The organism is Saccharopolyspora sp. CA-218241, assembly GCF_050954615.1.
Taxonomy (GTDB): domain Bacteria; phylum Actinomycetota; class Actinomycetes; order Mycobacteriales; family Pseudonocardiaceae; genus Saccharopolyspora; species Saccharopolyspora cebuensis.
Window position 1 is genome coordinate 2731825 of sequence record NZ_CP191860.1, and the last position, 24837, is coordinate 2756661.

20 protein-coding genes and 1 pseudogene are annotated in these 24837 nt (G+C 74.9%); 11 read left to right on the forward strand and 10 right to left on the reverse strand.

The features are described 5' to 3' along the window. Nucleotides 1-113 precede the first annotated feature (113 nt). The gene (locus ACQP0T_RS13070) at nucleotides 114-1649 is read left to right on the forward strand and encodes an acyl-CoA synthetase (protein ID WP_433873310.1); all 1536 of its coding nucleotides are present in this window, start codon (nucleotides 114-116) and stop codon (nucleotides 1647-1649) included. 15 nt (nucleotides 1650-1664) lie between these two features. Further along, nucleotides 1665-2621 (forward strand): LLM class F420-dependent oxidoreductase, encoded by a 957-nt coding sequence (locus ACQP0T_RS13075; protein WP_433873312.1) that lies wholly within the window; start codon nucleotides 1665-1667, stop codon nucleotides 2619-2621. A 12-nt stretch (nucleotides 2622-2633) separates the two neighbouring features. Here ACQP0T_RS13075 and ACQP0T_RS13080 read toward each other — a convergent pair whose 3' ends face one another. After that, entirely contained in the window at nucleotides 2634-3326 is a 693-nt protein-coding gene (locus ACQP0T_RS13080) for a histidine phosphatase family protein (protein ID WP_433873314.1), read from the reverse strand. Nucleotides 3327-3503: 177 nt separating this feature from the next. Here ACQP0T_RS13080 and ACQP0T_RS13085 point away from each other — a divergent pair, with 177 nt between their 5' ends. Further along, a complete protein-coding gene (locus ACQP0T_RS13085) occupies nucleotides 3504-4298 on the forward strand; it encodes an enoyl-CoA hydratase/isomerase family protein (protein WP_433873316.1) in 795 nt (264 codons plus the stop codon). Continuing rightward, nucleotides 4283-5176, forward strand: coding sequence for a crotonase/enoyl-CoA hydratase family protein (locus ACQP0T_RS13090; protein WP_433873317.1), 894 nt, complete (start codon nucleotides 4283-4285; stop codon nucleotides 5174-5176). The genes ACQP0T_RS13085 and ACQP0T_RS13090 overlap by 16 nt, the downstream gene beginning before the upstream one ends. Before the next feature lie 36 nt (nucleotides 5177-5212). Here the strand turns inward: ACQP0T_RS13090 and ACQP0T_RS13095 are convergent, their stop codons facing one another. Continuing rightward, nucleotides 5213-6031 (reverse strand): crotonase/enoyl-CoA hydratase family protein, encoded by an 819-nt coding sequence (locus ACQP0T_RS13095; protein ID WP_433873318.1) that lies wholly within the window; start codon nucleotides 6029-6031, stop codon nucleotides 5213-5215. Between the two features lie 189 nt (nucleotides 6032-6220). Between ACQP0T_RS13095 and ACQP0T_RS13100 the strand changes: the two genes are divergently transcribed. From ACQP0T_RS13100 to ACQP0T_RS13125, 6 genes are read left to right on the forward strand one after another with little or no spacing between them, the layout of a single operon-like run. After that, nucleotides 6221-7483: an acyl-CoA dehydrogenase family protein gene (locus tag ACQP0T_RS13100; RefSeq protein WP_369774872.1), complete on the forward strand. Its 1263-nt coding sequence runs from the start codon at nucleotides 6221-6223 to the stop codon at nucleotides 7481-7483. Beyond that, the gene (locus ACQP0T_RS13105) at nucleotides 7480-8865 is read left to right on the forward strand and encodes a phosphotransferase family protein (protein ID WP_433873320.1); all 1386 of its coding nucleotides are present in this window, start codon (nucleotides 7480-7482) and stop codon (nucleotides 8863-8865) included. Before ACQP0T_RS13100 ends, ACQP0T_RS13105 begins: the two co-directional genes overlap by 4 nt. After that, nucleotides 8862-9782: an SMP-30/gluconolactonase/LRE family protein gene (locus ACQP0T_RS13110; RefSeq protein WP_433873322.1), complete on the forward strand. Its 921-nt coding sequence runs from the start codon at nucleotides 8862-8864 to the stop codon at nucleotides 9780-9782. The genes ACQP0T_RS13105 and ACQP0T_RS13110 overlap by 4 nt, the downstream gene beginning before the upstream one ends. 20 nt (nucleotides 9783-9802) lie before the next feature. Next, entirely contained in the window at nucleotides 9803-11485 is a 1683-nt protein-coding gene (locus tag ACQP0T_RS13115; protein WP_433873324.1) for a class I adenylate-forming enzyme family protein, read from the forward strand. A gap of 1 nt (nucleotide 11486) precedes the next feature. After that, complete coding sequence (locus ACQP0T_RS13120) at nucleotides 11487-12527, forward strand: phosphotransferase family protein (protein ID WP_433873326.1); 1041 nt, start codon at nucleotides 11487-11489, stop codon at nucleotides 12525-12527. Beyond that, a complete protein-coding gene (locus tag ACQP0T_RS13125; RefSeq protein ID WP_433873328.1) occupies nucleotides 12524-14302 on the forward strand; it encodes an acyclic terpene utilization AtuA family protein in 1779 nt (592 codons plus the stop codon). The genes ACQP0T_RS13120 and ACQP0T_RS13125 overlap by 4 nt, the downstream gene beginning before the upstream one ends. Nucleotides 14303-14321: 19 nt before the next feature. Here the strand turns inward: ACQP0T_RS13125 and ACQP0T_RS13130 are convergent, their stop codons facing one another. From ACQP0T_RS13130 to ACQP0T_RS13155, 6 genes and pseudogenes are all read right to left on the reverse strand, one after another. Continuing rightward, nucleotides 14322-14933 (reverse strand): TetR/AcrR family transcriptional regulator, encoded by a 612-nt coding sequence (locus tag ACQP0T_RS13130; RefSeq protein WP_433873330.1) that lies wholly within the window; start codon nucleotides 14931-14933, stop codon nucleotides 14322-14324. A gap of 66 nt (nucleotides 14934-14999) precedes the next feature. Then, nucleotides 15000-15962 (reverse strand): acyl-CoA dehydrogenase family protein, encoded by a 963-nt coding sequence (locus tag ACQP0T_RS13135; protein ID WP_433873332.1) that lies wholly within the window; start codon nucleotides 15960-15962, stop codon nucleotides 15000-15002. After that, nucleotides 15959-17047, reverse strand: coding sequence for an acyl-CoA dehydrogenase family protein (locus ACQP0T_RS13140; RefSeq protein ID WP_433873334.1), 1089 nt, complete (start codon nucleotides 17045-17047; stop codon nucleotides 15959-15961). The genes ACQP0T_RS13135 and ACQP0T_RS13140 overlap by 4 nt, the downstream gene beginning before the upstream one ends. 139 nt (nucleotides 17048-17186) lie before the next feature. Further along, nucleotides 17187-19103, reverse strand: a pseudogene (locus ACQP0T_RS13145) (acetate--CoA ligase family protein); the annotation flags it as partial. Nucleotides 19104-19182: 79 nt separating this feature from the next. Beyond that, nucleotides 19183-19965 (reverse strand): enoyl-CoA hydratase/isomerase family protein, encoded by a 783-nt coding sequence (locus ACQP0T_RS13150; RefSeq protein WP_345366643.1) that lies wholly within the window; start codon nucleotides 19963-19965, stop codon nucleotides 19183-19185. Between the two features lie 119 nt (nucleotides 19966-20084). Beyond that, entirely contained in the window at nucleotides 20085-20771 is a 687-nt protein-coding gene (locus ACQP0T_RS13155; RefSeq protein ID WP_433873336.1) for a GntR family transcriptional regulator, read from the reverse strand. Nucleotides 20772-20914: 143 nt separating this feature from the next. Between ACQP0T_RS13155 and ACQP0T_RS13160 the strand changes: the two genes are divergently transcribed. Further along, complete coding sequence (locus tag ACQP0T_RS13160) at nucleotides 20915-22144, forward strand: PAS domain S-box protein (RefSeq protein ID WP_433873338.1); 1230 nt, start codon at nucleotides 20915-20917, stop codon at nucleotides 22142-22144. A 31-nt stretch (nucleotides 22145-22175) separates the two neighbouring features. Here the strand turns inward: ACQP0T_RS13160 and ACQP0T_RS13165 are convergent, their stop codons facing one another. Then, nucleotides 22176-23549: a dihydrolipoyl dehydrogenase family protein gene (locus ACQP0T_RS13165; protein WP_433873340.1), complete on the reverse strand. Its 1374-nt coding sequence runs from the start codon at nucleotides 23547-23549 to the stop codon at nucleotides 22176-22178. Between the two features lie 120 nt (nucleotides 23550-23669). Then, a complete protein-coding gene (locus ACQP0T_RS13170; protein ID WP_433873342.1) occupies nucleotides 23670-24614 on the reverse strand; it encodes an alpha/beta hydrolase in 945 nt (314 codons plus the stop codon). Nucleotides 24615-24837 lie beyond the last annotated feature (223 nt).

Genomic DNA, 24837 nt, shown 5'->3' on the forward strand with positions numbered 1-24837 from the left:
CCCCGCAGTGCCGCGGCGCGCGACAATCCGCGATGCGGCACCGCCTCCGGCCGCTGTGGACGGACGGGTGCGGGTCACCGGCACACAGCACGCGGGTTCGAGGAGGAAACCGCATGTATCCAGGTGTTCATGCAGCCACCGCCCCCGATCGTCCGGCCGTGATCATGTCCGGTTCCGGCCGGACGCTGACCTACCGGGAGCTCGACGACCGCTCGCTGCGGCTGGCCGACGTGCTCCGGCGGCGCGGCCTGCGCCGCGGTGACGTGGTCGCGCTGTTCAGCGACAACTGCCCCGAGGTGTCCGAGGTGTACTGGGCGGCGTTGCGCTCCGGGCTCTACGTGTGCGCCGTCAACAGCCACCTCGGCGCCGACGAAGCCGCCTACATCATCGACGATTCCGGCGCGCGGGCGCTGATCAGCTCGGCGGCGCTGGCGGAGGTCGCCGCGGCGCTGCCCGAACGGCTGCCCCGGGTGGAGCTGCTGCTCGCGCACGGCGGTGCGGTCCCCGGCCACGGGGACTACGAGCAGGCGTTGGCGGCGGCCTCCGCGGAGCGACCGGCGCACCAACCGGCCGGTGCGGACCTGCTGTACTCGTCGGGGACCACCGGTCGTCCCAAGGGGATCAAACCGGCGCTGCCGGACCGCGAGGTCGACGAGCCCGACGAGGGCGGCCTGTCCTCGCTGCTGCAGCAGGCGTTCGGGTTCGGCCCCGGCATGGTGTACCTGTCCCCGGCTCCGGCCTACCACAGCGCACCGCTGCGCTACTGCGGTTCCGTGCAGGCGGTGGGCGGCACCGTGGTGATGATGGAGCGCTTCGACCCGGCGGAGGCGCTGCGCGCCGTCGAGCACCACCGGGTCACGCACAGCCAGTGGGTACCGACCATGTTCGTCCGGATGCTCAAGCTCGATCCCGAGGTCCGCGCCCGCCACGACCTGTCCAGCATGCGGGTCGCGGTGCACGCCGCCGCGCCGTGCCCGGTGGACGTCAAGCGGGCGATGATCGACTGGTGGGGCCCGGTGCTGTGGGAGTACTACGCGGCCACCGAGGGCATCGGCATGACGCTGATCGATTCGGCGCGCTGGCTGGACAAGCCCGGTTCGGTCGGCACCGGCCTGCTCGGCGAGCTGCGGATCTGCGACGACGACGGCGGGGAGCTGCCCGCGGGCGAGGTGGGCACCGTCTACTTCGCCCGCGACGAGCTCACCTTCGAATACCTCGGCGACCCGGAGAAGACCCGGTCCGCGAGGCACCCCGAGCACCCGGGCTGGGCCACCGTCGGCGACCTGGGCTACCTGGACGAGGACGGCTACCTGTTCCTCACCGACCGCAAGGCGTTCATGATCATCTCCGGCGGGGTGAACATCTACCCGCAGGAGGTCGAGAACGCCTTGGCGCTGCACCCCGAGGTGGCCGACGTGGCGGTGATCGGGGTGCCCGACGAGGAGATGGGCGAAGCGGTCAAGGCCGTGGTGCGCCCGGCGCCGGGCGCCGAGCCGGGGCCGGAACTGGCCGAGCGCATCCTGCGGCACGTGCGGGACCGGCTGGCGCACTACAAGACGCCGCGCAGCGTGGATTTCGTCGACGCGCTGCCCCGCACCCCTACGGGCAAGCTCGTCAAGGGCGAGCTGAAGAAGCGGTACGCGAGCTGATCGAGAGGACCACCCGTGGCGCAACGTTGGGGCATCACCATCCCGCTGCCGGAACGGCCGCTGGCCGAGCAGCGGGAGCTCATCGCCGCACTGCCGGACCTGGGCTACACCGACGTGTGGTCGGCCGAGGGCGGTGCGGCGGACGCCTTCACCCCGCTGGCCCTGGCCGCCACCTGGGCGCCGGAACTGCGGCTGGGCACCGCGATCGTGCCGGTCTACACCCGGGGTCCGGCGACCCTGGCGATGAGCGCGGCGACGCTGGCCGCGGCGGCACCCGGCCGCTTCGCGCTGGGCGTCGGCACCTCCTCGGACGTGATCGTCGGCAAGTGGAACGGCATCCCGTTCGAGGAACCCTACAAGCGGGTCCGCGACACGGTGCGCTTCCTGCGCGCCGCGTGGACCGGGCAGAAGGTCACCGAGCGCTACGACACGTTCGAGGTCCGCGGCTTCACCGCCGGGCTGGTCCCGGACCAGCCGCCGCCGATCCTGATCGCCGCGCTGCGCCCGGGGATGCTCCGGCTGGCCGGCCGGGAGGGCGACGGGGCGATCATCAACTGGCTCTCGGCCGAGGACGTGCGCACCGTGGTGCCGCACGTACAGCAGGGCGGGACCGGCAAGGAGATCGCGGCCCGGATCTTCGTGATGCCCGACGTCGAGCCGGACACCGCGCGGGGCATCGCCCGCCGGATGATCACCGCCTACCTCAACGTCCCGGTCTACCGGGCGTTCCACGAGTGGCTGGGTCGCGAACGGCTGGAGCCGATGTGGGCGGCGTGGGAGCGCGGGGAGCGCAAGGAGGCGCTGGCCGCCATCCCGGACGAGGTCGTCGACGAGCTCGTGGTGCACGGCCCCGCCGGCTACTGCCGGGAGCGGGTGCAGCAGTACGTCGACAACGGCGTCACCACGCCGGTGCTCGCCCTGTCCGCCTCGGGGGACCCGGGGGAGGCGATCCGCGCGCTCGGCCTGCGGTAGGAGGCCGCGGGCTCAGGTCAGGCCCTGCGGGGCCTGGCTCAACCCGCCGCCGAGGTGGGTGGTGTCGTTGAAGCGCCGGAGGATCCACTGCGGGCCGGCGAGCACGAGCTGGGACAGCGAACCGTTGTCGGAACCGAGGAAGGCGAACGGGCGCGAGCCGGTGGCGCGGGCCAGCGCGGCGGCGATGACGCCGCCGTGGGTGAACACCGCGATCCGCTGGTCCGGGTGATCCCCGTGCAGCCGGTCGAGCGCGGCGGCGACCCGGGCGTCGAACGCCTCGTTGGTCTCCGCGCCCGGGATGACGTCCCACCGCTGCTCGGCGCGCAGCCGCACCGCGACCGGATCGCCTTCGGCGGTCTTGCGCCGCAGCAGGCCGCCTTCCCAACTGCCCAGGTGCACCTCCCGGAGACCGGCCTCCACCCGGGGCTGCACGCCGAGGCGGGCGGCCAGCGGTGCGGCGGTCTCGGCGGTGCGGCGCAGCGTGGTCACGTACAGCGCGTCGAGCCCTTCGCCGGCCAGCCGGTCGGCGACCGCCCGGGCGTGCGCCACGCCGGTGGGCGCGAGTTCGGGATCGCCTTGGCCGTCGACCAGCGAGAACGGCCGGTCCGGCCGGGCCGGGGCGGACTCGCCGTGGCGGATCAGCAGCACCTCGGTCGAGCCGGGCGGTGCGCTGAAGCGGTGCTGCCGGTACTCCACTGCGGACATGGTCGCCTCCGTTCGCGGATCGCGCAGCGCACTTTTCCAGCGTGCCAGCGGGTTTTCAAGCATCCGGCACTTGGGTCCGGGCGGCGCCGGGTGATAACTTAACGACTGATCAGGTCCGGCCGAGCACCGGCGCGACCGGTGCCCCGACGATGGGACAGGCGCGACGTGGCGAGTGCGGTGGACGGTGACGAGGCGGAGTCGGTCCTGCTGGAGCGCTCCGGACCGGTGCTGGCGGTGACGATCAACCGGCCCCGGCGCAAGAACGCGATCGACGGGCCGACCTGGCAGCGGTTGCTGGCGACGTTGCGCGACGTCGGCGCCGACGACGAGGTGCGCGCGCTGGTGCTCACCGGCGCGGGCGGGGACTTCTGCGCCGGGGCGGACCTCGGCTCCGACCGGGGCGAGCGGCACCCGCTGCACCGGATGCACCACATCAACGACATCGCGCTGGCCCTGCACGAACTGGCCAAGCCGGTCGTGGCCAAGGTGCGCGGGGTCGCGGTGGGCGCCGGCTGGAACCTGGCGCTGGGCTGCGACCTGGTCGTCGCCGCGCCGGACGCCCGGTTCTCCCAGATCTTCGCCAAGCGCGGGCTGTCGCTGGACTTCGGCGGTTCCTGGCTGCTGCCCCGGATCGTCGGGATGCAGCAGGCCAAGCGGCTGGCGCTGCTCGGCGACTTCGTGGGCGCCGAGGAGGCGCGCGAGCTCGGCCTGGTCACCTGGGTGAAGCCGGCCGACGAGCTCGACGGGTTCGTCGACGAGCTGGCCGCCCGGCTCGCGCAGGCCCCGCCCATCGCGGTGGCCCAGAACAAGGCGCTGCTGCACGCCGGGTCCCACCAGAGCTACCGCGAGGCGCTGGAGAACGAGGCGCGCGCCCAGACCGTCAACTTCGCCACCGCCGACGCCCCGGCCGCCCGCGAGGCGTTCGTGAACAAGACCGAACCGACCTTCACCGGACGATGGAGCGCGTCGTGAACGAGATCCAGTACGAGGTGGCCGACGGGATCGCGACGATCACCCTGCACCGGCCGGACAAGCTCAACGCCTTCACCCACGTGATGCGGGGTGAGCTGATCGAGGCGTTCGATGCCGCCGATGCCGACGACGAGGTCCGGGTGGTCATCGTGACCGGCGCCGGGCGCGGGTTCTGCGCGGGCGCCGACCTCAGCCACGGCGCGGGCACCTTCGACCACGCCGCCGGCGACGAACGCGCGCGGGCGCGGTGGGAGTCCGGGGAGGTGGACGGGGTGCCCCGCGACGGCGGCGGCACCGTGGCGCTGCGCATCGCGGCCTCCCGCAAGCCGGTGATCGGCGCGATCAACGGCGCGGCGGTGGGTGTCGGGGTGACCATGACGCTGCCGATGGACGTCCGCATCGCGGCGAGCTCAGCCCGGTTCGGTTTCGTCTTCGCCCGGCGCGGGATCATCCCGGAGGCGGCGTCCACCTGGTTCCTGCCCCGGGTGGTGGGCATCTCGCAGGCGATGGAGTGGGTCGCTACCGGCCGGATCTTCAGCGCCGAGGAGGCGTTGTCGGGTCGGCTGGTCTCGCGGGTGGTGCCCGACGAGGAGCTGCTCCCCGCGGCGCGCACCCTGGCCCGGGAGATCGCGGACAACACCTCCGGCGTCTCGGTGGCGGTGGCCCGGCAACTGCTGTGGGGGATGCTCGGCGCCGACGACCCCTGGGAGGCGCACCGGCTCGATTCGCTCGGCATGAACCGGCTCGGTGCGATGGCCGACGCCGCCGAGGGGGTCTCGGCGTTCCTGGAGAAGCGCCCGGCGCGGTTCCCGCTGAGCCCCAGCGCGGACTTCCCGGAGTTCGTGCCGCAGTGGCCGTCGCGCCCCGGCGGGACGTGAGCCGCCGCCCGGGAAGGCGGGGCCGACGACGCGCGGTCAGGCCGGGTCGGTGAACCGCGGTGGCCGCCCGGCCATCCCGGACTCGACCGCCTCGACCTGGTTCGGCGTTCCGATCAGCGCGGTGATCTCGCGCTGCTCGGCCTCGTAGCCGGTCGCCAGGTCGACCCGGCCCGCGGCCTCCAGCAGCCGCTTGGCGGCGCGCACCGCCTCCGGGCTCCGCTCGGCGATCTCGGTGGCCAGCGCCAGGGCCGCGGCCCGGGGATCGGGTTCGGTGCGGGTGGCCAGGCCGAGCGCGGCGGCCTCCTCGCCGCTGACCACCCGGGCGGTGTAGGTCAGCTCCTTGGCGACGTCGCGGCCGACGAGCTCCGGCAGCAGCTGGCTGCCGGTCATATCCGGCACCAGTCCCCAGCGGACCTCCATCACCGACAGCCGGGCGTCCGGGGCGACCAACCGGATGTCGGCGCCCAGGGCGATCTGCAGGCCGCCGCCGTAGGCGACGCCGTGCATCGCGGCGATCACCGGCACCGGCAGTGCGGTCCACACGTGCGCCGCCTGCTGCCCGCGCGCCCGCGCCGGTCCGATCGGCCGGTCGGTCGCCGGGATGCGCTCGGCCGACCGGGTGCCGTCGGCCATCGCCCGGAAGGCCCCGAAGTCCAGGCCGGCGCAGAACGCCCGGCCGTTGCCGGAGAGCACCACCGCGCGGACCGCCGGTTCCTCGGCCAGGCGCAGTCCGGTCTCGACCAGCGCTTCGAACATCGGCTGGTCCAGCGCGTTGAGCTTGTCCGGGCGGTCCAGCCGGACGTCGGCGACACCGTCGGTGACGGTGCACGACACGCGGGCTTCGGCTGCGCTCACGGCTCCTCCTGCGGGACGGCCGCCGACGATCCGCCCGCGAGGGCGGAATCCGGTGCGACGGCGGGGGATTCGCGCACGCTAAGGCGAGGCGCCCGGTGCGTCAAGCCGCACCCGGGCACCATCCGCACCCTTGTGCTCGCCGAGCTGACGTGTCTAAGGTCACTGAACGAGCGTTTAGGGGAGGTCCACGTGGACTTCGAGCTTCCGACCGCACTCGTGCACCGGCTGGAACGGCTCGACGCCTTCATCGAAGCCGAGATCCGTCCCTTGCAGGAGCAGGACGACAACCAACGGTTCTTCGACCACCGCAGGGAATTCGCCCGCACCGACGTCGAGGCGGGCGGCACGCCCAGCCGGGAGTGGGAGGAACTGCTCGGCGAGATGTTCCGGCGCGCCGACGCGGCGGGCTGGCTGCGCTACGGGCTCCCCGAATCGGTCGGGGGCTGCGGTGGCGGGAACCTCGACATGGCGGTGATCCGCGATCACCTCGCGGCGCGGGGCCTCGGGCTGCACAACGACCTGCAGAACGAATCCTCCGTGGTGGGCAACTTCCCGGTGGTGCACATGCTGCTGGCCTTCGGCACCGACGCCCAGCGCGCGGAGTTCGTCGAAGGCGTGCTCTCGCGCACCCGGCGGATCGCCTTCGGCCTCACCGAGCCCGACCACGGCAGCGACGCGACCTGGCTGGAGACAACCGCGCAGCGCCGCGGCACCGACTGGGTGCTCAACGGCGTCAAGCGGTTCAACTCCGGGATGCACTCGGCCACGCACGACATCGTGTTCGCCCGGACCTCCGGCCGACCCGGCGACGCGCGGGGCATCACCGCGTTCCTGGTGCCCACCGACGCCGCGGGCTTCTCGGTGGACTTCCACTGGTGGACCTTCAACATGCCCACCGACCACGCCGAGGTGACCCTGCGCGACGTCCGGGTGCCCGCCGAGGCGGTGTTCGGCGAGATCGGCGGCGGGCTGGAGCTGGCGCAGCACTTCGTGCACGAGAACCGGATCCGCCAGGCGGCCTCCGGCGTCGGCGTGGCCCGGCACTGCATCGACCGCAGCGTCGCCTACGCCCGCGAGCGGGTCACCTTCGGGCAGCCGCTGGCCCGCAGGCAGGCGGTGCAGTGGCCGCTGGTGGAACTGCGGACCGACGTCGAGCTGGTAGGCGGCCTGGTGCGCAAGACCGCCTGGGAACTCGACCGCACCCCGCACGCGGAGATCAGCGACCGGGTGTCCATGTGCAACTACCGGGCCAACCGGCTGGCCTGCGAGGCGGCGGACCGCGCGATGCAGGTCCACGGTGGACTCGGCTACACCCGGCACACGCCGTTCGAGCACATCTACCGCCACCACCGCCGCTACCGGATCACCGAGGGTTCCGAGGAGATCCAGATGCGCAAGGTGGCCGGTTACCTGTTCGGGTTCGCGGGGCCCCACCGCACCGGTGGCCGATGAACGCCGACGATCCGGACGAGCTGGCGCGGTCGCTGGGGGCGCGGCTGCACCGGGTGCTCGGCGCCCCGGTGCGGGTCACCGGGCTGGAGCGGGCCAGCGGCGGGGCCAGCCGGGAGACCTGGTTGTTCGCCGCGCGCCCCGAGGGCGCGGATGGTGCCCGGGAGCTGGTGCTGCGCCGCGATCCGGTGCGCGCACCCCGGCCCGAGGGCATGGCCCGGGAGGCCGCGGCGCTGGCCGCGGCGGCCCGGTCCGGGGTCGCCGTCCCCGAGATGGTCGACCACGGCACCGATCCGGGCGTGCTGGGGGCGCCGTACCTGATCACCGGGAAGGTCGGCGGGGAGAGCATCGCGCGCCGCCTGCTGCGCGACGAGGAGTACGCCGACGCCCGCCGCGGGCTGGCGCGCGAGCTCGGCAGGCAGGCCGCGCTGGTGCACCGCATCCCGCCGGAGGCGGTGCCCGGTCTGTCCACCGAGGACCCGCTGGAGCGGCTGATCGCCGACTACGACGCGCTGGGCGAACCGCTGCCCGCCGTGGAGATCGCCTTCCGCTGGTTGCGCGAGCACCGCCCGCCCGCACCGGAACCCGCGGTGGTGCACGGCGACTTCCGCACCGGCAACCTCCTCGTCGACCGCACCGGGCTGCGGGCCGTGCTGGACTGGGAACTGGTGCACCTCGGCGATCCGGTGGAGGACCTGGGCTGGTTGTGCGTCAAGGCGTGGCGGTTCGGATCCGCTTCCCCGGCAGGCGGTTTCGGCACCCGCGACGAGCTGCTCGACGGCTACGCCGAGGTCGCCGGGCGGCGGCCGGACCCGGCGGCGCTGCGCTGGTGGGAGGTGTTCGGCACCGCCCGGTGGGGCGTGATCTGCCGGGCGCAGGCCGAACGCCACCTCAGCGGGGCGCAACCCTCGGTGGAGCTCGCGGCGATCGGCCGCCGGGTGTGCGAGCAGGAGCACGACCTGCTGGAGGAGCTCGCCCTCCCCCGGCCCGCCCCGGCCCCGGAGGCGGTACCGGATGCGCGCGCCGAGCTGCACGGCAGTCCCTCGGCGGCCGACCTCGTCGCGGCGGTGGCCGGGTTCCTCCGCGACGAGGTGCTGCCCGGCCAGCGCGGCCACCTCCGGTTCCAGAGCCGGGTCGCGGCCAACGCGCTCGCCGTCGTCGAGCGGGAGCTGCGGCACGGGGCCGGACCGGACGCCGCGCACCGGGACCGGTTGGCCGCGCTGGGTTTCCCGGGCACCGCGGCGCTGGCCGGGGCGATCCGGCGCGGCGAGGTGCGCGCCGAGGACCCGCGGGTGGCCGAGGCGGTGTGGCGGTCGGTGCTCGACCGCCTCGCGGTGGCCAACCCGCGGCACGGGACCGACCCACGGCAGGGAGGAACGTCATGACCGAGGTCCACCTGATCGCGTCCGGCCTGCTGTTCCCCGAAGGTCCGATCGCGATGTCCGACGGCTCCGTCCTGCTGGTGGAGATCAAGCGCGGCACGCTGTCGCGGGTGGCGCCCGACGGGACGGTGTCGGTGGTCGCCGAGTGCGGCGGCGGTCCCAACGGTGCGGCCATCGGCCCCGACGGCGCGGTCTACGTGTGCAACAACGGCGGCTTCGAGTGGCTCGACATCGGGGGCCGGATGGTGCCGGGGCACCAGCCCGCCGACTACATCGGCGGCCGGATCCAGCGGGTCACCGCCGACGGCGCGGTCACCGACCTCTACACCGAGGTCGACGGCCGCGGCCTGCGCGGCCCCAACGACCTCGTCTTCGACGCCCACGGCGGCTTCTACTTCACCGACCTCGGCAAGCGCCGGGAGCGCGAGACCGACCGGGGCGGGCTGTACTACGCGCTGCCGGACGGGTCCCGGATCGCCGAGATCGCCCATCCGCTGACCGAGCCCAACGGCGTCGGGCTCGCGCCGGACGGCTCGCGGGTCTACGTCGCCGAGACCTCCACCGGCCGGGTCTGGTACTGGGACGTGGCGGGGCCGGGCCTGCTGCGCCGGACCGGCCGCGGACCGGCGGGCGCGGCGCTGCTGCACGGCTTCGACGGCTACCAGCTGCTGGACTCGCTCGCGGTGGACGGCGCGGGCAACGTCTGCGTGGCCACGCTGGGCACCGGTGCGATCAGCGTGCTGTCCCCGGCGGGGGAGCTGCTGGAGGTGGTCGGGGTGCCCGAGCACGACTTCCACGTCACCAACATCTGCTTCGGCGGCCCCGACCTGCGCACGGCCTACCTCACCTCGTCGGGCCGCGGGCTGCTCTACGCGGTGCGGTGGCCGAGGCCGGGGCTGGCGCTCCAGCACCAGGCATGAACCGGAGGGGAGGAAGCGCGGTGTCGGAGGAACAGCGGCAACGGCTGGTCGACGAGCTCACCGGTCCGGGCGGGGAGTTCGCGATCGTCGAACGCGAGATCCGGGGCATCCCGATGCGGGTGTACGGCGGACCGCTCGAAACCCTGCGCGACGTGGTCGCCTTCAGCGCGGGGTACGGGGACCGGGACTTCCTGGTCTACGGCGATTCGGACCGGTGCACCTTCGGCGAGCACTTCCGCCGCGTGGCGGGACTGGCCCGGTGCTTGCGCGAGGAGTACGGCCTCGGTTCCGGGGACCGGGTGGCGATCGCGATGCGCAACTACCCGGAGTGGGCGCCGATCTTCTGGGCGGTGCAGGCCGCCGGGTTGATCGCGGTGCCGCTCAACGCCTGGTGGAGCGCCGCCGAACTGCGCTTCGGCATCGAGGACTGCGGTGCCCGGCTGATCTTCGCCGACGCCGAGCGGACCGCGCTGCTGGACACCGACGTGCCGGTGGTGGAGGTGCGCGGCGGCGGGTCGCGGCGCGGCGTGCGCGCCTGGGACGAGCTGCTGGCGTCACTGCCCGGCGACGCCGCGCTGCCGGAGGTGGCGATCGGTCCCGACGACGACGCCACCATCCTCTACACCTCGGGCACCACCGGACGCCCCAAGGGCGCCGTCGGCACGCACCGCAACCACTGCACCAACGTGCTCAACACGGTGGTGGCCCGCCGGGTCGGGGCCGCCCTGGCCAACGGCGGGGAGTTCCCGCCCCCGGCCGGTCCGGACGATCCCCCGGCGGGCGCGCTGCTGACCTTCCCGATCTTCCACATCGCCGGGCTCACCACGCTGTGCTTCGCCACCCTCGCCGGGGTCAAGATCGCGACGATGTACCGCTGGGACCGGGCGGAGGCGGCCGAGCTGATCGAGCGGGAAGCGCTGACCACGGTGGCGGGCGTGCCGACGGTGGTGCGCGACCTCGTGGAGCACGGCGCCGACCTGTCCCGGCTGGAGGGCGTCAACATGGGCGGCGCGCCGATCCCGCCGGACCTGGTGCGGCGGGTGGGCGCGCTGGGCCCGGTGACCTCGGCGGCCAACGGCTACGGGCTCACCGAGACCACCTCGGCCGTGGTGAGCAATGCGGGGCAGGCCTACCAGGAGCGGCCGGACAGCGTCGGGCGCTGCGCCCCCGGCACGGACCTGCGGATCGTCGACCCCGCCACCGGTGCCGACGTCGCCGACGGGGAGATCGGCGAGCTGTGGTTCCGGGGGCCCAACGTGGTCCGCGGCTACTGGAACAACCCCGAGGCGACCGCGGCTGCGTTCGTCGACGGCTGGTTCCGCACCGGCGACCTCGGCCACGTCCAGGACGGCTGGGTGCACGTGGTCGACCGGATGAAGGACGTGGTGATCCGCGGCGGGGAGAACGTCTACTGCGCCGAGGTGGAGGCCGCGCTGTTCGAGCACCCCGACGTGGTGGACGCCGCCGTCGTGGGCGTGCCGCACCGCGAGCTCGGCGAGGAGGTGGTGGCGGTGGTGACCGCGCGCTCCGGGTCCGACGTCGACGCCGCGGCGCTGCGCGCGCACGTCGGGCAGCGGCTGGCCGCGTTCAAGGTGCCCGCGCACGTCGTCTTCCACGCCGGGGAGCTGCCCCGGACCACCACCGGCAAGGTGCTCAAGCGCCGGTTGCGCGAGCAGATCACCGATGCCGTCGCGAGGAGTTGAGATGGAACTGCGCGGGATCGAGCCGGTGGCGGTGACCCGCTGGCTGGCCGAGCACGTGCCGGACCTGGTGCCCCCGGTGGAGTTCGCGCTGATCTCCGGCGGCCGGTCCAACCTCACCTACCGGCTCACCGACGCGGCGGGGTCGGTGCGGGCGCTGCGCCGCCCGCCCACCGGAGGAGTGCTCAGCACCGCGCACGACATGGGCCGCGAGTGGCGGTTCATCTCGGCGCTGGCCGGCACCCCGGTCCCGGTCCCGGAACCGCTGGCCTACTGCGCCGACGCGGCGGTCACCGGCGCGGAGTTCTACGTGATGGGCTACGTCGACGGCACCGTGCTCGTCGACGCCGAGGCGGCCCGGCCCTTCCCGCCGGAGGCCCGCCGCGCCGCGGGGTTCGCGGTGGTGGACTCCCTCGCGGCGTTGCACCGGGTCGATCCGGACGCGGTGGGGCTCGGGGACGCCGCCCGCCGGGACGGCTACCTGCACCGGCAGCTCCGGCGGTGGCGGCGCCAGGTGCACCAGTCCGGGGCGCCGGACCTCGCGCTGCTCGACGCGGTGCACGACGCGCTGGCCTCCGGCGTGCCGGAGCAGACCAACGGCATCGTGCACGGCGACTTCCGGCCCGGGAACCTGTCCTTCGCCGCCGACGGCGCGGTGCTGGCGGTCTTCGACTGGGAACTGGCCACCCTCGGCGAACCGCTCGCCGACCTGGGCTGGCTGATCTCCTCGTGGGCCGAACCGGACGACGCCGCCCCGCCGACCACCCCGGGACCGACCGTCGAACCGGGCTTCCCCCGCAGGCGGGAGCTGGTGGACCGCTACGTCGAGCTGACCGGCCGCGACGTCACCGACCTGCCCTACTACGTGGCGTTCCAGCGCTGGCGCTCGGCGTGCATCACCGCCGGGGTCCGGGCCCGCTACCAGGCCGGGGTGATGGGCGACGACGGCTACACCGCGCGGGGCGAGGACGCGCGGGAGCGGCGGCAGGCCGAGGCCGCGTGGCGGGCCGTCGAGGAGCTCGGCCTCACCGGCGGTGCGCGGTGACGCGGCGGCCGGTGCGCATCGGCAACTTCTCCGGCTACCTGGGCGACCGGCGCAGCGCCCTCGCCGACGTGCTGGCCGGTGATCCGGTCGACGTGCTGGTCGGCGACTACCTCGCCGAGTTCACCCTCGCGATGCTGGCCTCCCGCCACCGCGCCGACCCGTCGAAGGGGTACGTGGAGTACTTCCTCGACCAGCTCGGGCCGCAGCTCGGCGCGGTGGCCGAGCGGGGCTGCCGGGTGGTGGCCAACGCGGGCGGCTTCCACCCCGCGGGGCTGGCCGAGGCCGTCCGCGCGCTGGCCGCGGCGCGGGGCGTGCGGTTGCGGGTGGCGCACGTGGAAGGCGACGACGTGCTGCCGGAGCTCGACCGGCTGCGGGCCGACGGGCACGCGCTGGCCCACCTCGACACCGGTGCGCCGCTGTCGGATTGGGGCGTGCGGCCGATCGCGGCGAACGCCTACCTGGGCGGGTGGGGGATCGCCGCGGCGCTGCGCGCGGGCGCCGACGTCGTGGTCTGCGGCCGGGTCACCGACGCCTCGCTCACCGCGGGCCCGGCGGCCTGGTGGCACGGGTGGGACCCGGCGGACTGGGACCGGCTGGCCGCCGCGGTCGTCGCCGGGCACGTCATCGAATGCGGGCCGCACGCCACCGGGGGCAACTTCTCCGGCTTCACGGCGGTCCCGGGCGCGGTCGAACCGGGGTTCCCGGTCGCCGAGATCGCCGCGGACGGCACCGCGGTCATCACCAAGCACACCGGGCACGGCGGGATGGTCACCGCCGACACGGTGACCGCCCAGCTCGTCTACGAGATCCAGGGACCGAGGTACCTCAACCCCGACGTCACCGCGCACCTCGATACGGTGCGGCTGCGCACGATCGGACCCGACCGGGTGGAGCTGTCCGGGGTCACCGGGTCACCGCCGCCGCCGACCACGAAGGTCGCCGCGTTCGCCCCGATCGGCCACCAGGTCGTGCACACCCTCTACGCGACCGGGCTGGCGGTCGAGGAGAAGGTCGCCCTGGTCCGGGCGCAGGTGGCGGCGCTGCTCGGCGAGCGGCCCGACGTCGAGGTCGACGTCACCGCGTTGGGCGTCCCCGCGGTGGACCCCCGGACGCAGTGGGAAGCCACCGCGCAGATCCGGGTGATGGCGGCCGGGCCCGATCCCGAACCGCTCGACGACCTCGTCCAAGGGCTCGGCGGGCTCTTCCTGTCCAGCATCCCCGGCTTCTACACCGACACCGCCGCCCGGCAGGCGAGCACCGCCCGGCCGCGGATCGACTACTGGCCCGCGCTGCTCGCGGTCGAGGCCGTGCCGCACCGGGTGGTGCTCGACGGCGGCGAGCGGCTGGGCGTCCCGCCGCCGGCGGCCACCGCCGAGCAGGCCCAGCCGGTGCACCCGGAACCCGGCCCGCCGTCGCCGGGGCCGACCCGCCGCCTGCCGCTGGGCGCGCTCGCGCACGCCCGCAGCGGTGACAAGGGCGGCAACAGCAACGTCGGGCTGTGGGTGCCGGATCCGCGCGCCTGGCCGTGGTTGCGCGACCTGCTCAGCACCGCGGGGTTGCGCCGCCTGATGCCCGAGGCCGCCGATGTCGAGGTGGTCCGCCACGAGTTCCCCGAGCTGCGCGCCGTGCACTTCGTGCTGCGCGGGCTGCTGGGCACCGGCGGGTCGAGCAACCTGCGGGTCGACCCGATCGGCAAGGCGGTCGGGGAGTACCTGCGGGCGCGCCACGTCGACGTCCCGGTGGACCTGACCGGGGCGATCGCGCCCCCGCCCTGAACCCGCGCGCGGCGGAACTTCAGCGGGTGAGCCCGACGATCCGCTCGGCGATGGCGACGTAGCGATCGGCCAGCTCGGCGGGGTTCACGTCACCGTCCGGGTCGTACCACTGCGAGATCGCGTTGCAGGAGGCCTGGATGGCCCGCCGCGCGTCGGTGGCGTGGGCGCAGCCGAACACGCCCCGCGCGATGCCCTCGTCGATGATCTCCTGGAACAACCGGGTGGCCGACTCCCGCAGGTCGGCGAGCCGTTGCGCGTGCGGCTGTTCCAGGTTGCGGATCTCGCGCGCGGCGATGGTGCTCTCCACCCGGCGCCGCACCCGGTAGTCCACCGTGGCCCGGACGATCGCGGCCAACCGCTCCGCCGGATCGTCGCCGCAGGAGCGCAGCGCGGTGTCGCAGGTCTGGAAGTAGTCGTTGACGCTGTCCTCGATGAGCCCGACGAACAGCTCCTGCTTGCTGGAGTGCCAGTAGTACAGCGCCGACAGGCTCAACCCGGCGCGCTTGGCGATGTCCCGGATGGACGTGCCGTGGTACCCGCGTTCGGCGAAGATCTCCCGCGCGGCGACCGTCAGCGCATCCCCGCCTCGGCCGCGCGGGATGGCGGTGGGGGACGCGGATTCCGTTGCCACGATCCCAGGATACGGGCTGGGCCGGGCGGCAACGACCGTCGCTCCCCGATGCGGGCGACGCGGTGCTCACCCGGGGCCGGTCAACCGCTCCCACACCCCGATCTCGCCCGCCGCCAGGGCTTCCCGGCCCAGCCGCAGCGACCACTCCCACTCGCTGCCCGCGTCGTCGCGCCACGCCCACAACTTGCGCGTCCGGTGGTGCAGCGGATGCTCGCGGGTCACGCCCATCGCGCCGTGCAACTGGTGCGCCGCCGCGGCGACGTCGGTGGCCGCGCCCGCGGCGGTGATCCGGGCCGCCGCGGTCGCCGCGAACGCCTCCTCGGCGGTGCCCCGCTCGTGCGCCGCCACGGCGCGGTCGACGACGGCCGCCACCGCCACCAACCGGACCTGCATCTCGGCCAGCCCGCTCGCCACCGCCTTGATCGCCACCAGCGGACGGCCGAACTGCTCGCGTTCGGTGACGTGCCGCCGGGTGAGCTCGTAGGCACCGCGCGCGGCGCCCAGCAGCGCGGCCGCGTTGAGCACCCCCGCGCGGGCGCGCACCGCCCGGTGCGGTGCGACCTCCGGTGCGGGGGAGCAGGCGTCCGGACCCGGGCGGATCTCGTCGCGCGGGGCGCCCGCCAGGTCCAGTCCCGGCACCACCTCGGCGGCTGCCGGGTCCACGAACCGCGCCGGGCCGTCGGCGGGCCGGAGCAGGACGCGGTCGGCGTGCCGCCCCCAGGGCACCGCCCGCAGCGATTCCACCGCGACGACCAGTCCCGAGCAGCGCTCGCCCAGCAGCCAGTGGGACAGCGCCGCGTCCACCAGCGGGACCGAGACGCCGCTGGCGGCGGTGGCGCTGATCAGCTCCACCAGGTCGCCCAGCGAGCCGCCGGCCCCGCCCGCGTCCTCCGGCACGCCCACCTGCGGCCAGCCCAGCTCGACCAGGGTGGGCCACACCGGGTGCACCGCACCTTCCGGCGCCTGCTCCGTGATGCCGCCCAGCACGTCGGCGGCGACGTCGGCGATCAGGGGGTTCCGCTCGCTCATCGGCGGGCCTCCTCCTTGGCGAGCAGGGACAGCAGCACTTCGGAGGCACCACCCCGGATGCCGAAGCCGGGCGAGGCCAGCAGCGCCTCGCCCAGCGGGTCGTCCGGGGCCACCGGATCACCGCCCGCGGCGCGGCGGGCGACGTCCAGCACGTCGCGCTCGAAGGCGGTGCCGAGGTACTTCAGCGTGGCGGCGGCCCGCACCGGGGCGCGGCCCGCGTCGAGCTCCTCGGCCACCCGCACGCACAGCGCGCGGAGCCCGGCCAGCCGGGCGATCAGCTCGCCGATCTCGGCGGCCGCCGTGTCGTCGGCGGTCTCCAGGAGCCCGGCCAGCACCGGGTAGGTGGACAGCACCCGTTCCGGCCCGCCGCGCTCGTGCGCGAGCTGCTCGGTGACCTGCCGCCAGCCCTGGCCGACCTCGCCGATGACCCGGTGCCCGGGGACGAAGACCTCGTCGAAGATCACCTCGTTGAAGTGGTGCGATCCCGCCATGTCGACGATCGGCGAGACCGCGACCCCGGGCGCGGACATGTCGACCACGAACTCGGTGAGCCCGGCGTGCTTGTCCGCCTCGCGCCCGGTGCGGGCCAGCAGGTAGGCGTGCGTGGCCCGGTGGGCGTGGCTGGTCCAGATCTTGCGCCCGGTCACCGACCAGCCGCCGTCGACGGGAGCGGCGGTGGTGCGCACGGCGGCCAGGTCCGAGCCCGCGTCCGGTTCGGACATGCCCAGGCAGAAGACGTGGTCGGCGGCGACGATGCCGGGCAGGATCTCGGCGCGCAGCCGGGGCGTGCCGTGCCGGAGGATGGAGGGCCCGATCTGCCGGTCGCCGATCCAGTGCGCGGCGACCGGTGCGCCGGCCCGCAGCAGCTCCTCGGTGACCACCAGGCGGGCGAGGTGGGACCGCCCGGCCCCGCCCACCTCGCGCGGCCAGGTCATCCCGATCCAGCCGCGCGCGGCCAGTTCCCGGCTGAACTCGAGGTCGAAGGACCGCAACCAGGCGTCCGGGCGCGGCCGGTAGCGCTCCGCGTCCCGCCAGGTCCGGCACAGTTCCCGGACCTGGCCGCGAAGCTCCTCCGGTGCCGTCACGACACCGCCTCCTCTCGTTCGTCGCGGCCCCGCCTCCGCACCGTTCCGCTCGTGGTTGCTCCCGGGGGCCGGAGGCGACGAGGTCGGCGGCGACCGCGCCGCCGCGGTGCACGACGAGCGGGTTGATCTCGACCTCGGCGCCGGGTTCGAGCGCCTGCCCGGCGTTGGAGAGCGCGGCGACCGCCGCCGCGGCGGCAGCGACGTCGTGGCCTGGCCGCCCCCGGTGCCCGGCCAGCAGCGGCCAGCAGCGCAGCCGCCGCAGCAGCGCGGTGGCCCCCGCCGGGTCCACCGGGCCGAGCGCGGAGACCACGTCGCGGTGCAGTTCGGTGGCGGTGCCGCCCCACGCCACGGTGACCAGCGGCGGGTAGCCGTGCTCCGCGCCGCGCACGGACACCAGCAGTTCCACCCCGCGGGGCAGCAGTTCCTGGACCAGCACGCCGTCGAGGGCGGCGGTGGGCGCGGCGTCGGTGACGGCGGCGAGCATCGCCCGGGCCGTCGCGGCGGCCTCGCCCGCGGGCACCCCGACCAGCACCCCGCCGACCTCGCTCTTGTGCGCGAGGTCCGCGGACTGGACCTTGAGCACAACCTGCTCGCCGAGCTCCCGGGCCGCGTCGGCGGCCGTCGCCGGGTCGGTGACCAGCGCGCCGCGCGGCCGGGCGATCCCGAGCGCGTCCAGCAGCGCCCCGCCCGCCGCCTCGGTGCGCGCGGCGGCCAACAGGGGAGCCGCCCCGCGCGGCGCCCCGGTGGCCGCGGGACGTCCGGTGTCGGCGGGCAGCAGTCGGGCGAGCAGCCGCAGCGCCGCCGCGGTGGTCCCGACGACCGGGATGCCGACCTGCCGCAGCGCCGCGGCGGCGGGCGCGATCTCCTCGTGCGAGTACAGCCAGGCGACCGCGTAGGGCTTGCCGGTGCGCCCGGCGGCGGTGCGCACCGATTCCGCGATCTCCACCGCGGCCCGGCCGCCGAGGGTGGTGAGCACGACCAGCACCGCGTCGACGTCGGCGTCGTCGGCGACCGCTTCGCAGACCGCGCCGAGCTGCCCGGCGTCGTTGATCACCTGCGCGGTGACGTCGACCGGGTTGGCCGTGCTGCCGAAGTCCGGGATGAGGCGTCGCAGCCGGTCCCGCGTCGGCGCGGCCAAGGCGGGCAGCGCGAACCCGGCCGACTCGGCGTGGTCGGCGGCGAGCCCGCCCGCGCCGCCGGAGCTGGTGACGACGCCGATCCGGCCGCCTGCGGGCCGCGCGGCGGCGGTCAGCGCCACCGAGGCGTCCAGCAGCTCGTCGAGGTCGTCGACCCGCACCGCCCCGGACCGCGCGGTGAGCAGGTCGAAAGCGGTGCCCGCGCGCACCATCGCCCCGGTGTGCGAGGCGACCGCGCGCCGGCCGGTGGCCGAGCGGCCGGAGCGCAGCACCGCGACCCGCGTGCCCGTCCCGGCCGCGCGGTCGAGCAGCGCCGCCCACTCCGCGCCGTCGGGAAGTTCCTCCAAGTAGCACGCCAGCACCCGCACGTGCGGATCGGCCAGCAGCGCCCCGGCCGCCTCGGTGGCGGTGACGTCGGCCTGGTTGCCGACGCTGAGCCACGCGGTGAGCCCGACGCCCCGGTCCCGGGCCAGGCCGAGGAAGCTGCCGCCCAGCGCGCCGCTCTGCCCGACGTAGGCGATGCCGGAGTCGGCCGGGCTCGCCGCCGAGGCCGCCGCGGTGAAGGTCGCCGTCAGCCCGGTGGGGCGGTGGATCAGCCCCTGGCAGTTCGGGCCCAGCACGCGCACGCCGTGGTGGCGGGCCAACGCCACCAGCTCCTCCTGGGCCGCCCGCCCCGACTCCCCGGTCTCGGCGAACCCGGAGGACAGCACCACCACGGCTCCGGCCCCGGCCCGGCCCGCCGCCTCGACGACGGCGGGCACGCCCGCGGCGGGCACCAGCACCAGCACCAGGTCCACCGGCCCGGGCAGCGCTGCCAGCGACGGGTAGCAGGGCAGGCCCGCGATCTCCCGGTGACGCGGGTTTATCGGGTAGACCGGGCCGCTGAAGCCGCGCAGGTGTTCGGTGAGCCGGGCGGCCATCGCCGAGCGCGGCGAGGCGCCGACGACGGCGACCGAGCGGGGGCGCAGCACGCTGTCGAGCGCGGTGTCCACGACGGCCTCACCGGCCCCGGAAGGTCGGCGTGCGCTTGTCCCGGAACGCCGCCATCGCCTCCGCGGAGTCGTCGGTGGACTGCACCACGGCCATGTGCGAGGAGATCAGATCCAGGGAGGTGCGCAGGTCGGTGCGCGCCGACTGCATGACGGTGCGCTTGATGGCCCGGACCGCCACCGGTGGTGCGTCGGCGAGCCTGCGGGCGAACGCGTAGGTCCGCTCCAGCAGCTCGTCGTCGGGGTAGCGGTAGCTGGCGATGCCGAGCTCCACCGCGGTCCGGGCGTCGATGAAGTCGCCCGTCCACAGCAGTTCGAGGGCCTTGGCGGTGCCGACCAGCCGGGGCAGGTAGTAGCAGCCGCCGTCGCCGGGCACCAGGCCGACCTTGATGTAGCCCTCGGAGAACCGGGCCGATTCCCCGGCGAAGCGGATGTCGCACATCAGCGCCATGTCCATGCCCGCGCCGACGGCGACCCCGCCGACCGCGGCGAGCACCGGCTTGTCGAAGTCCTCCAACGCCAGCGGGACCTGGTGAATGCGTTCGGTGAGCACCTGCTTGTGGTCCAGCACGGTCTTGTCGCCGGAGGTGAAGTCGGCCAGGTCCACCCCCGAGCAGAAGGCGCCCGGAGCTCCGGTGAGGACCAGCACCCGGACCTCGGGGTCGAACCGCGCCGACCGGATCGCGGCGGCCCAGTCGTCGATCATCTCCAGCGTGAAGGCGTTCTTGCGGGCGGGGCGGTTGAGCAGGATGGTGCCCACGCCGTCCGCCGCGGTGTACTCCAGATCGGCCATCTCCCGGCATCCCTTCCGCAGACGTCCTCCGCCGGGAGTGAAGCACGTCACGGCGGCGGAAGTCCATGCAAAAGTGAATGCAATCCGGGCCGAGCCCGGGTGGCGCGCGGGAGCCGGGGTCAGTCCGCCGGCGCGGCGGGGAATCCCGGTGCGGCACCGAGATCGACGCGGGTGGCGTCGCGGTGGGCGTCCATGATCTCGATCGCGCGTTCGGTCCGGCCGCGCCGCAGCGCGCCGATGAGCTGGCGGTGTTCGCGCACCACGCGCTTGCGGGCCGCCTCGTCGTAGAGGTACACCACCCGGTACACCTCGGTCATCTTCCAGATCCGCTCGATCTCGTCGACGATCAGGTGCAGGCCCGAACTGCGGAAGATCGCGAAGTGGAAGTCGTGGTTGAGCGCGATCATCCGCTGCACGTCCACCGCCTGCGCGGCTTCGGCGATCCGGTCGTTGAGCGCGCTGAGCTCGGCGAGCGCATCGGCGCCCGGCCGGGGCAGCTCGCGCAGCACGGCCGCCTCCAGCGCCGTCCGCATCAGGTAGGCCTGCCGCAGCTCCTCGGCGGAGAACCGGGTCACCGCGTAGCCGACGTTGGGGCGGTGCCGGACCACGCCTTCGGCCTCCAGCGCCTTGAGCGCCTCGCGCACCGGTACCCGGCTCACGCCCAGCCGTTCGGCGAGGGCCTCCTGGCGCAGCGGCTGGCCGGGCAGCAGCTCGTGGGAGCGCATCATCCGGCGGATCTGCTCGACGGCGCGGCCCACCGAGTCCGCCGGGCGCCCCGCCGCCCCGCCCGCCGTCACTTCCGCCACCGCCCGTTGCGCACCGTCGCGAGCGTAGTGCACCGGCGGGGTCGGGGAGCACAGTGGACGGAAAGCCCGGTGCCGGGCCTTCCGGGCGACGCGCGCCCGGCTGCGCTGCGACCTCCGCGCCCGAGCGCTATGGTGCGGTTCTCATGGCAGCCTCGGAGCCCGACTTCGCCGACCGGGTGCCGTGGCAGAGCGTGTTCGACCAGGCTGCTGCCGCGATGGCGATCCTCGACTTGCAGGGCGTGTACCTGTACGTCAACGAAGCCATGTGCCGGATGCTCGGCTACACCTGCGACGAGCTCTGCGGTCGGGACTACCGCGACGTCACCTACCCGGACGACATCGACCCCGAGGGCCCCACCGAGTCGCGCGGACTGCTGGAGAAGCGCTACCTCCGCGCCGACGGCACCGTCCTGTGGGCCCTGGTGTCGCGCACGTTCGTCCGCGACGAGGACGGCGAGCCGATCTACTTCCTCTCCCAGATCCAGGACATCACCGTGCGCCGGGAGACCGAACTGCTGTGGGCGCGCAGCTTCGCCAACGCCCCGATCGGGATGGCGGTGCTCGACGTCAAGGGCAACTGGATCGAGGTCAACGACGCGCTCTGCTCGATGCTCGGGTACACCCACGAGGAGATGGTGGGGATGGGCTTCGACGAGGTCACCTACGAGGACGACGAGTCCCAGGGCCTCGCGGCGCTGTCCGCCCTGATGACGGAGGGCCTGGACAGCGCCACCGTGGAGAAGCGCTACCGGCACAAGGACGGCCACCCGATCTGGGTCCTGATCCGCGCCACCGCGGTCCCCGGCGCCGACGGCCGCCCCGCCTTCGTGGTCAGCCAGTACGAGGACATCGGCGAGCAGCGGCTGGTCGACGCCCACCTCGCCCACCTCGCGCTGCACGACCCGTTGACCGGACTGGCCAACCGGGCGCTGCTGGCCGACCGGCTGGACCACAGCCTCCAGCAGCTCGCCTCCGGGCACGGCGTGCTGGTGGTGCTGCTGGCCGATCTCGACGGCCTCAAACCGGTCAACGACCGCTACGGGCACGCCGTGGGCGATGAGCTCCTGATCGCCGCCGCCCGCGGGCTGGAGGGCGCGGTGCGGGCCGGGGACACCGTGGCGCGCTACGGCGGCGACGAGTTCGTGGTGCTCAGCCTGCTACCGGACCTGGCGGCGGCCGAGGCGCTGCACGACCGGGTGGTGCAGCGGCTCAACGCCCGGTCCACCACGCAGGCGGGCGACCCGGTCGACCTCTCCGGCAGCGTCGGGTACGCCACCACCTCGGACCCGCGGGCCTCTCCGGAGGAACTGCTGCACGCCGCCGACCGCGACATGTACCGGCGCAAGCGGCAGCGGCGCCCCGACGAGCGCTGAGCGCCCACCCTGGCGCCGTCGGCGAAGGGGCTCAGGCGTCCAGGTCGGCCAAGGCGGAGCTGATCGCGCGGTGGAACGTCGGGTAGGCCAGGATCATGCCGCGCAACCGGGCGAGGGGTACCTCGGCGTGCACCGCCACGGCCAGCGCGCCGACGATCTCACCGCCGCGCGGGCCGGCCACCGTGGCGCCGACCAGCACGCCCCGGTCGGCGTCGGCCACCAGCTTGATGACGCCCTCGCCGCCGACCTGGTGGATCCACCCGCGCGGGGAGTCCTCCAGGCGCGTCGTCCCGGTGCGCACCGGCAGCCCGCGCGCCGCGGCCAGCGACTCGGTGAGCCCCACCGTGGCCACCTCCGGGTCGGTGAAGGTCACCGCGGGCATCGCGCGGTAGTCGGCCGGTTCGGTCCCGCGCCCGAGGATGTCGGCCGCGGCGATCGCCGACTGGTAGACCGAGACGTGGGTGAACGCGCCGTGGCCGGTGACGTCCCCGATCGCCCACACCCCGTCGGCGGCGCGCAGCCGCTCGTCGACCGGGATGGTCGTGCCGCTCTCGTCGATGCCCACCGCGCCGACGCCCAGCGCGGCGAGATCGGTCCGCCGGCCGGTGGCGACCAGCAGGTGCTGCGCGGTGAGCTCGGTGCCGTCGTCCAGCCGCATCCGGAACCCCTCGCCGTCGTGGTCGACCCGCTCGGCCGAGGCACCCTCGCGGACGTCGATGCCGTCCGCGCGCAGCGCCGCGGCCAGCACCTCGGCGGCCTCCGGCTCGCCGGAGCCCAGGACGTGCTCCCCGCGCTCGACCAGGGTGACCCGGCTGCCGAAGCGGGCGAACACCTGCGCGAACTCCAGCCCCACCGGACCCGCGCCGAGGACCAGCAGCGATTCCGGCGCCCGGTCGGTGCGGACGGCCTCCCGGTTGGTCCAGTACGGCGTGTCCGCGAGCCCGTCGACCGGCGGCGCCGTCGGCTCCGTGCCGGGGTTGAGCACGATGCCGCGCCGCGCCCGCAGCACCTGCTCGCCGTCGTCGGTGCGGACCGCGACCTCGCCGGGCGCGGTGATCCGGCCGACGCCGCGCACCAGCCGGGCGCCGTTGCCGGTGAGCCGTTCGGCGGCGGCGGTGTCGTCCCAGTCGGTCGTGGCCTCGTCCCGGATGCGCCGGTGCACGGGGGACCAGTCCGGCGTCACCTCGGTGCTCCCGCCGAGCTCGGGCACGCGGCGCGCCTCGGCGAGCGCGTCGGTGGCGCGCACCATCATCTTCGTCGGCACGCAGGCGTAGTACGGGCACTCGCCGCCGACCAGCCGCGACTCCACGCCGACCACGTCGAGCCCCGCCGTGGCCAGGCGCCCGGCGACGTCCTCGCCGCCCGGTCCGAGCCCGAGGACCACGACGTCGACTTCCGCGTCCATGAGCAGCCTCCCGCTGTCCGCGTCCGGTGCACCGTCCAGCCCACCACGGGGGCGGGCCCGCCCGCATCCGGACGCGCCCGGACGAGGGCTTCCGCCCGCTGCGCACTCGCGCCGCGGCCGTCAGCCCCGCTCGGCCAGCGCGTCGGCGAGCGCCCGGTGCGCCGCGTCGACGGCCGCCGCGGCGGGCTCCAGGGCGTCGACCGCACCGAGGAAGCCGTGGAACAGGCCGGGGCAGTGCTGCGCGGTGGTCGGCACCCCGGCCTGCCGGAGCCGCTGGGCGTAGCGCAGCCCTTCGCTGCACAGCGGGTCGCGCTCGGCGACGACCACGTGCGCCGGGGGCAGCCCGGCGAGGTCGGGCGCCCGCAGCGGGGAGGCCACCGGGTCGTCGCGGTCGGCCACGTCCGGGGCGTAGTGGTCCCAGAACCACACCATGTGCTCGGCGGTCAGCACGCAGTCGTCGGCGCTGTCCAGGTACGACTCGGTGCTGAAGTCGTGGTCGGTCACCGGGTAGATGAGGAGCTGGAACGCCAGGTCCGGGCCGCTGTCCCGGGCGGCGAGCTGGGCGACCACGGCCGCCAGGTTGCCGCCCGCGCTGTCCCCGGCCACCGCGAGCCGGGACGGGTCGCCGTCCAGTTCGGCGGCGTGCTCGGCGGCCCACTGGGTCGCGGCGTAGGCGTCCTCGACGGCGGCCGGGAACCGGTGCTCCGGGGCCAGCCGGTAGTCCACCGAGATCACGATCGCCGCCGCGGCGTTGGCCAGGGCGCGGGCCGCGCCGTCGTGGGTCTCGAGGTCGCCGAGCACCCAGCCGCCGCCGTGGAAGTAGACCACCACCGGCAGCGCGGCCCCCGGGACGTCCGGCCAGTAGATCCGGACCGGGATCTCGTTGCCCGCCGGGCCGGGGATGCGCAGATCCTCGACGCGCTTGACCTCCTGGCGGGGCCGGTCGGCCGCCCCGGCGCGCAGGGCCGCCCGCACCTCCTCGGGTTCCAGGGTCGCGGCGCCCGGTTTGGGCAGGGCTTCGCGCAGCAGCGCGGCGATGGGCTCGGCGTCCGGGTGCAGCGGCATGGTGTCCTCCTGCGCGTGGCGTGTGCGAGCGATGCAACTAGACCCGAACGTGCGGCGGAATAGGCCGAACCGGCGATGTGCTCCCGAATCCTGGGAGCAGACCGCGCGTGACGCGCATCACCGCGGTCGGCGGACCGCGCGCTCGGCCGTCCGCCGCACCGGCTCGATCCAGGGGCCATGACCGGCGCGGACGCCGGGCGGACCGGGTCGCACCGCGGTGCTG

Coding starts and splice junctions, on each gene's coding strand:
- ACQP0T_RS13070 (WP_433873310.1), top strand. CDS start 114: ATGTATCCAGGTGTTCATGCAGCCACCGCCCCCGATCGTCCGGCCGTG.
- ACQP0T_RS13080 (WP_433873314.1), bottom strand. CDS start 3,326: ATGTCCGCAGTGGAGTACCGGCAGCACCGCTTCAGCGCACCGCCCGGC.
- ACQP0T_RS13090 (WP_433873317.1), top strand. CDS start 4,283: ATGGAGCGCGTCGTGAACGAGATCCAGTACGAGGTGGCCGACGGGATC.
- ACQP0T_RS13105 (WP_433873320.1), top strand. CDS start 7,480: ATGAACGCCGACGATCCGGACGAGCTGGCGCGGTCGCTGGGGGCGCGG.
- ACQP0T_RS13110 (WP_433873322.1), top strand. CDS start 8,862: ATGACCGAGGTCCACCTGATCGCGTCCGGCCTGCTGTTCCCCGAAGGT.
- ACQP0T_RS13120 (WP_433873326.1), top strand. CDS start 11,487: ATGGAACTGCGCGGGATCGAGCCGGTGGCGGTGACCCGCTGGCTGGCC.
- ACQP0T_RS13135 (WP_433873332.1), bottom strand. CDS start 15,962: ATGAGCGAGCGGAACCCCCTGATCGCCGACGTCGCCGCCGACGTGCTG.
- ACQP0T_RS13150 (WP_345366643.1), bottom strand. CDS start 19,965: ATGGCCGATCTGGAGTACACCGCGGCGGACGGCGTGGGCACCATCCTG.
- ACQP0T_RS13160 (WP_433873338.1), top strand. CDS start 20,915: ATGGCAGCCTCGGAGCCCGACTTCGCCGACCGGGTGCCGTGGCAGAGC.
- ACQP0T_RS13165 (WP_433873340.1), bottom strand. CDS start 23,549: ATGGACGCGGAAGTCGACGTCGTGGTCCTCGGGCTCGGACCGGGCGGC.
- ACQP0T_RS13170 (WP_433873342.1), bottom strand. CDS start 24,614: ATGCCGCTGCACCCGGACGCCGAGCCCATCGCCGCGCTGCTGCGCGAA.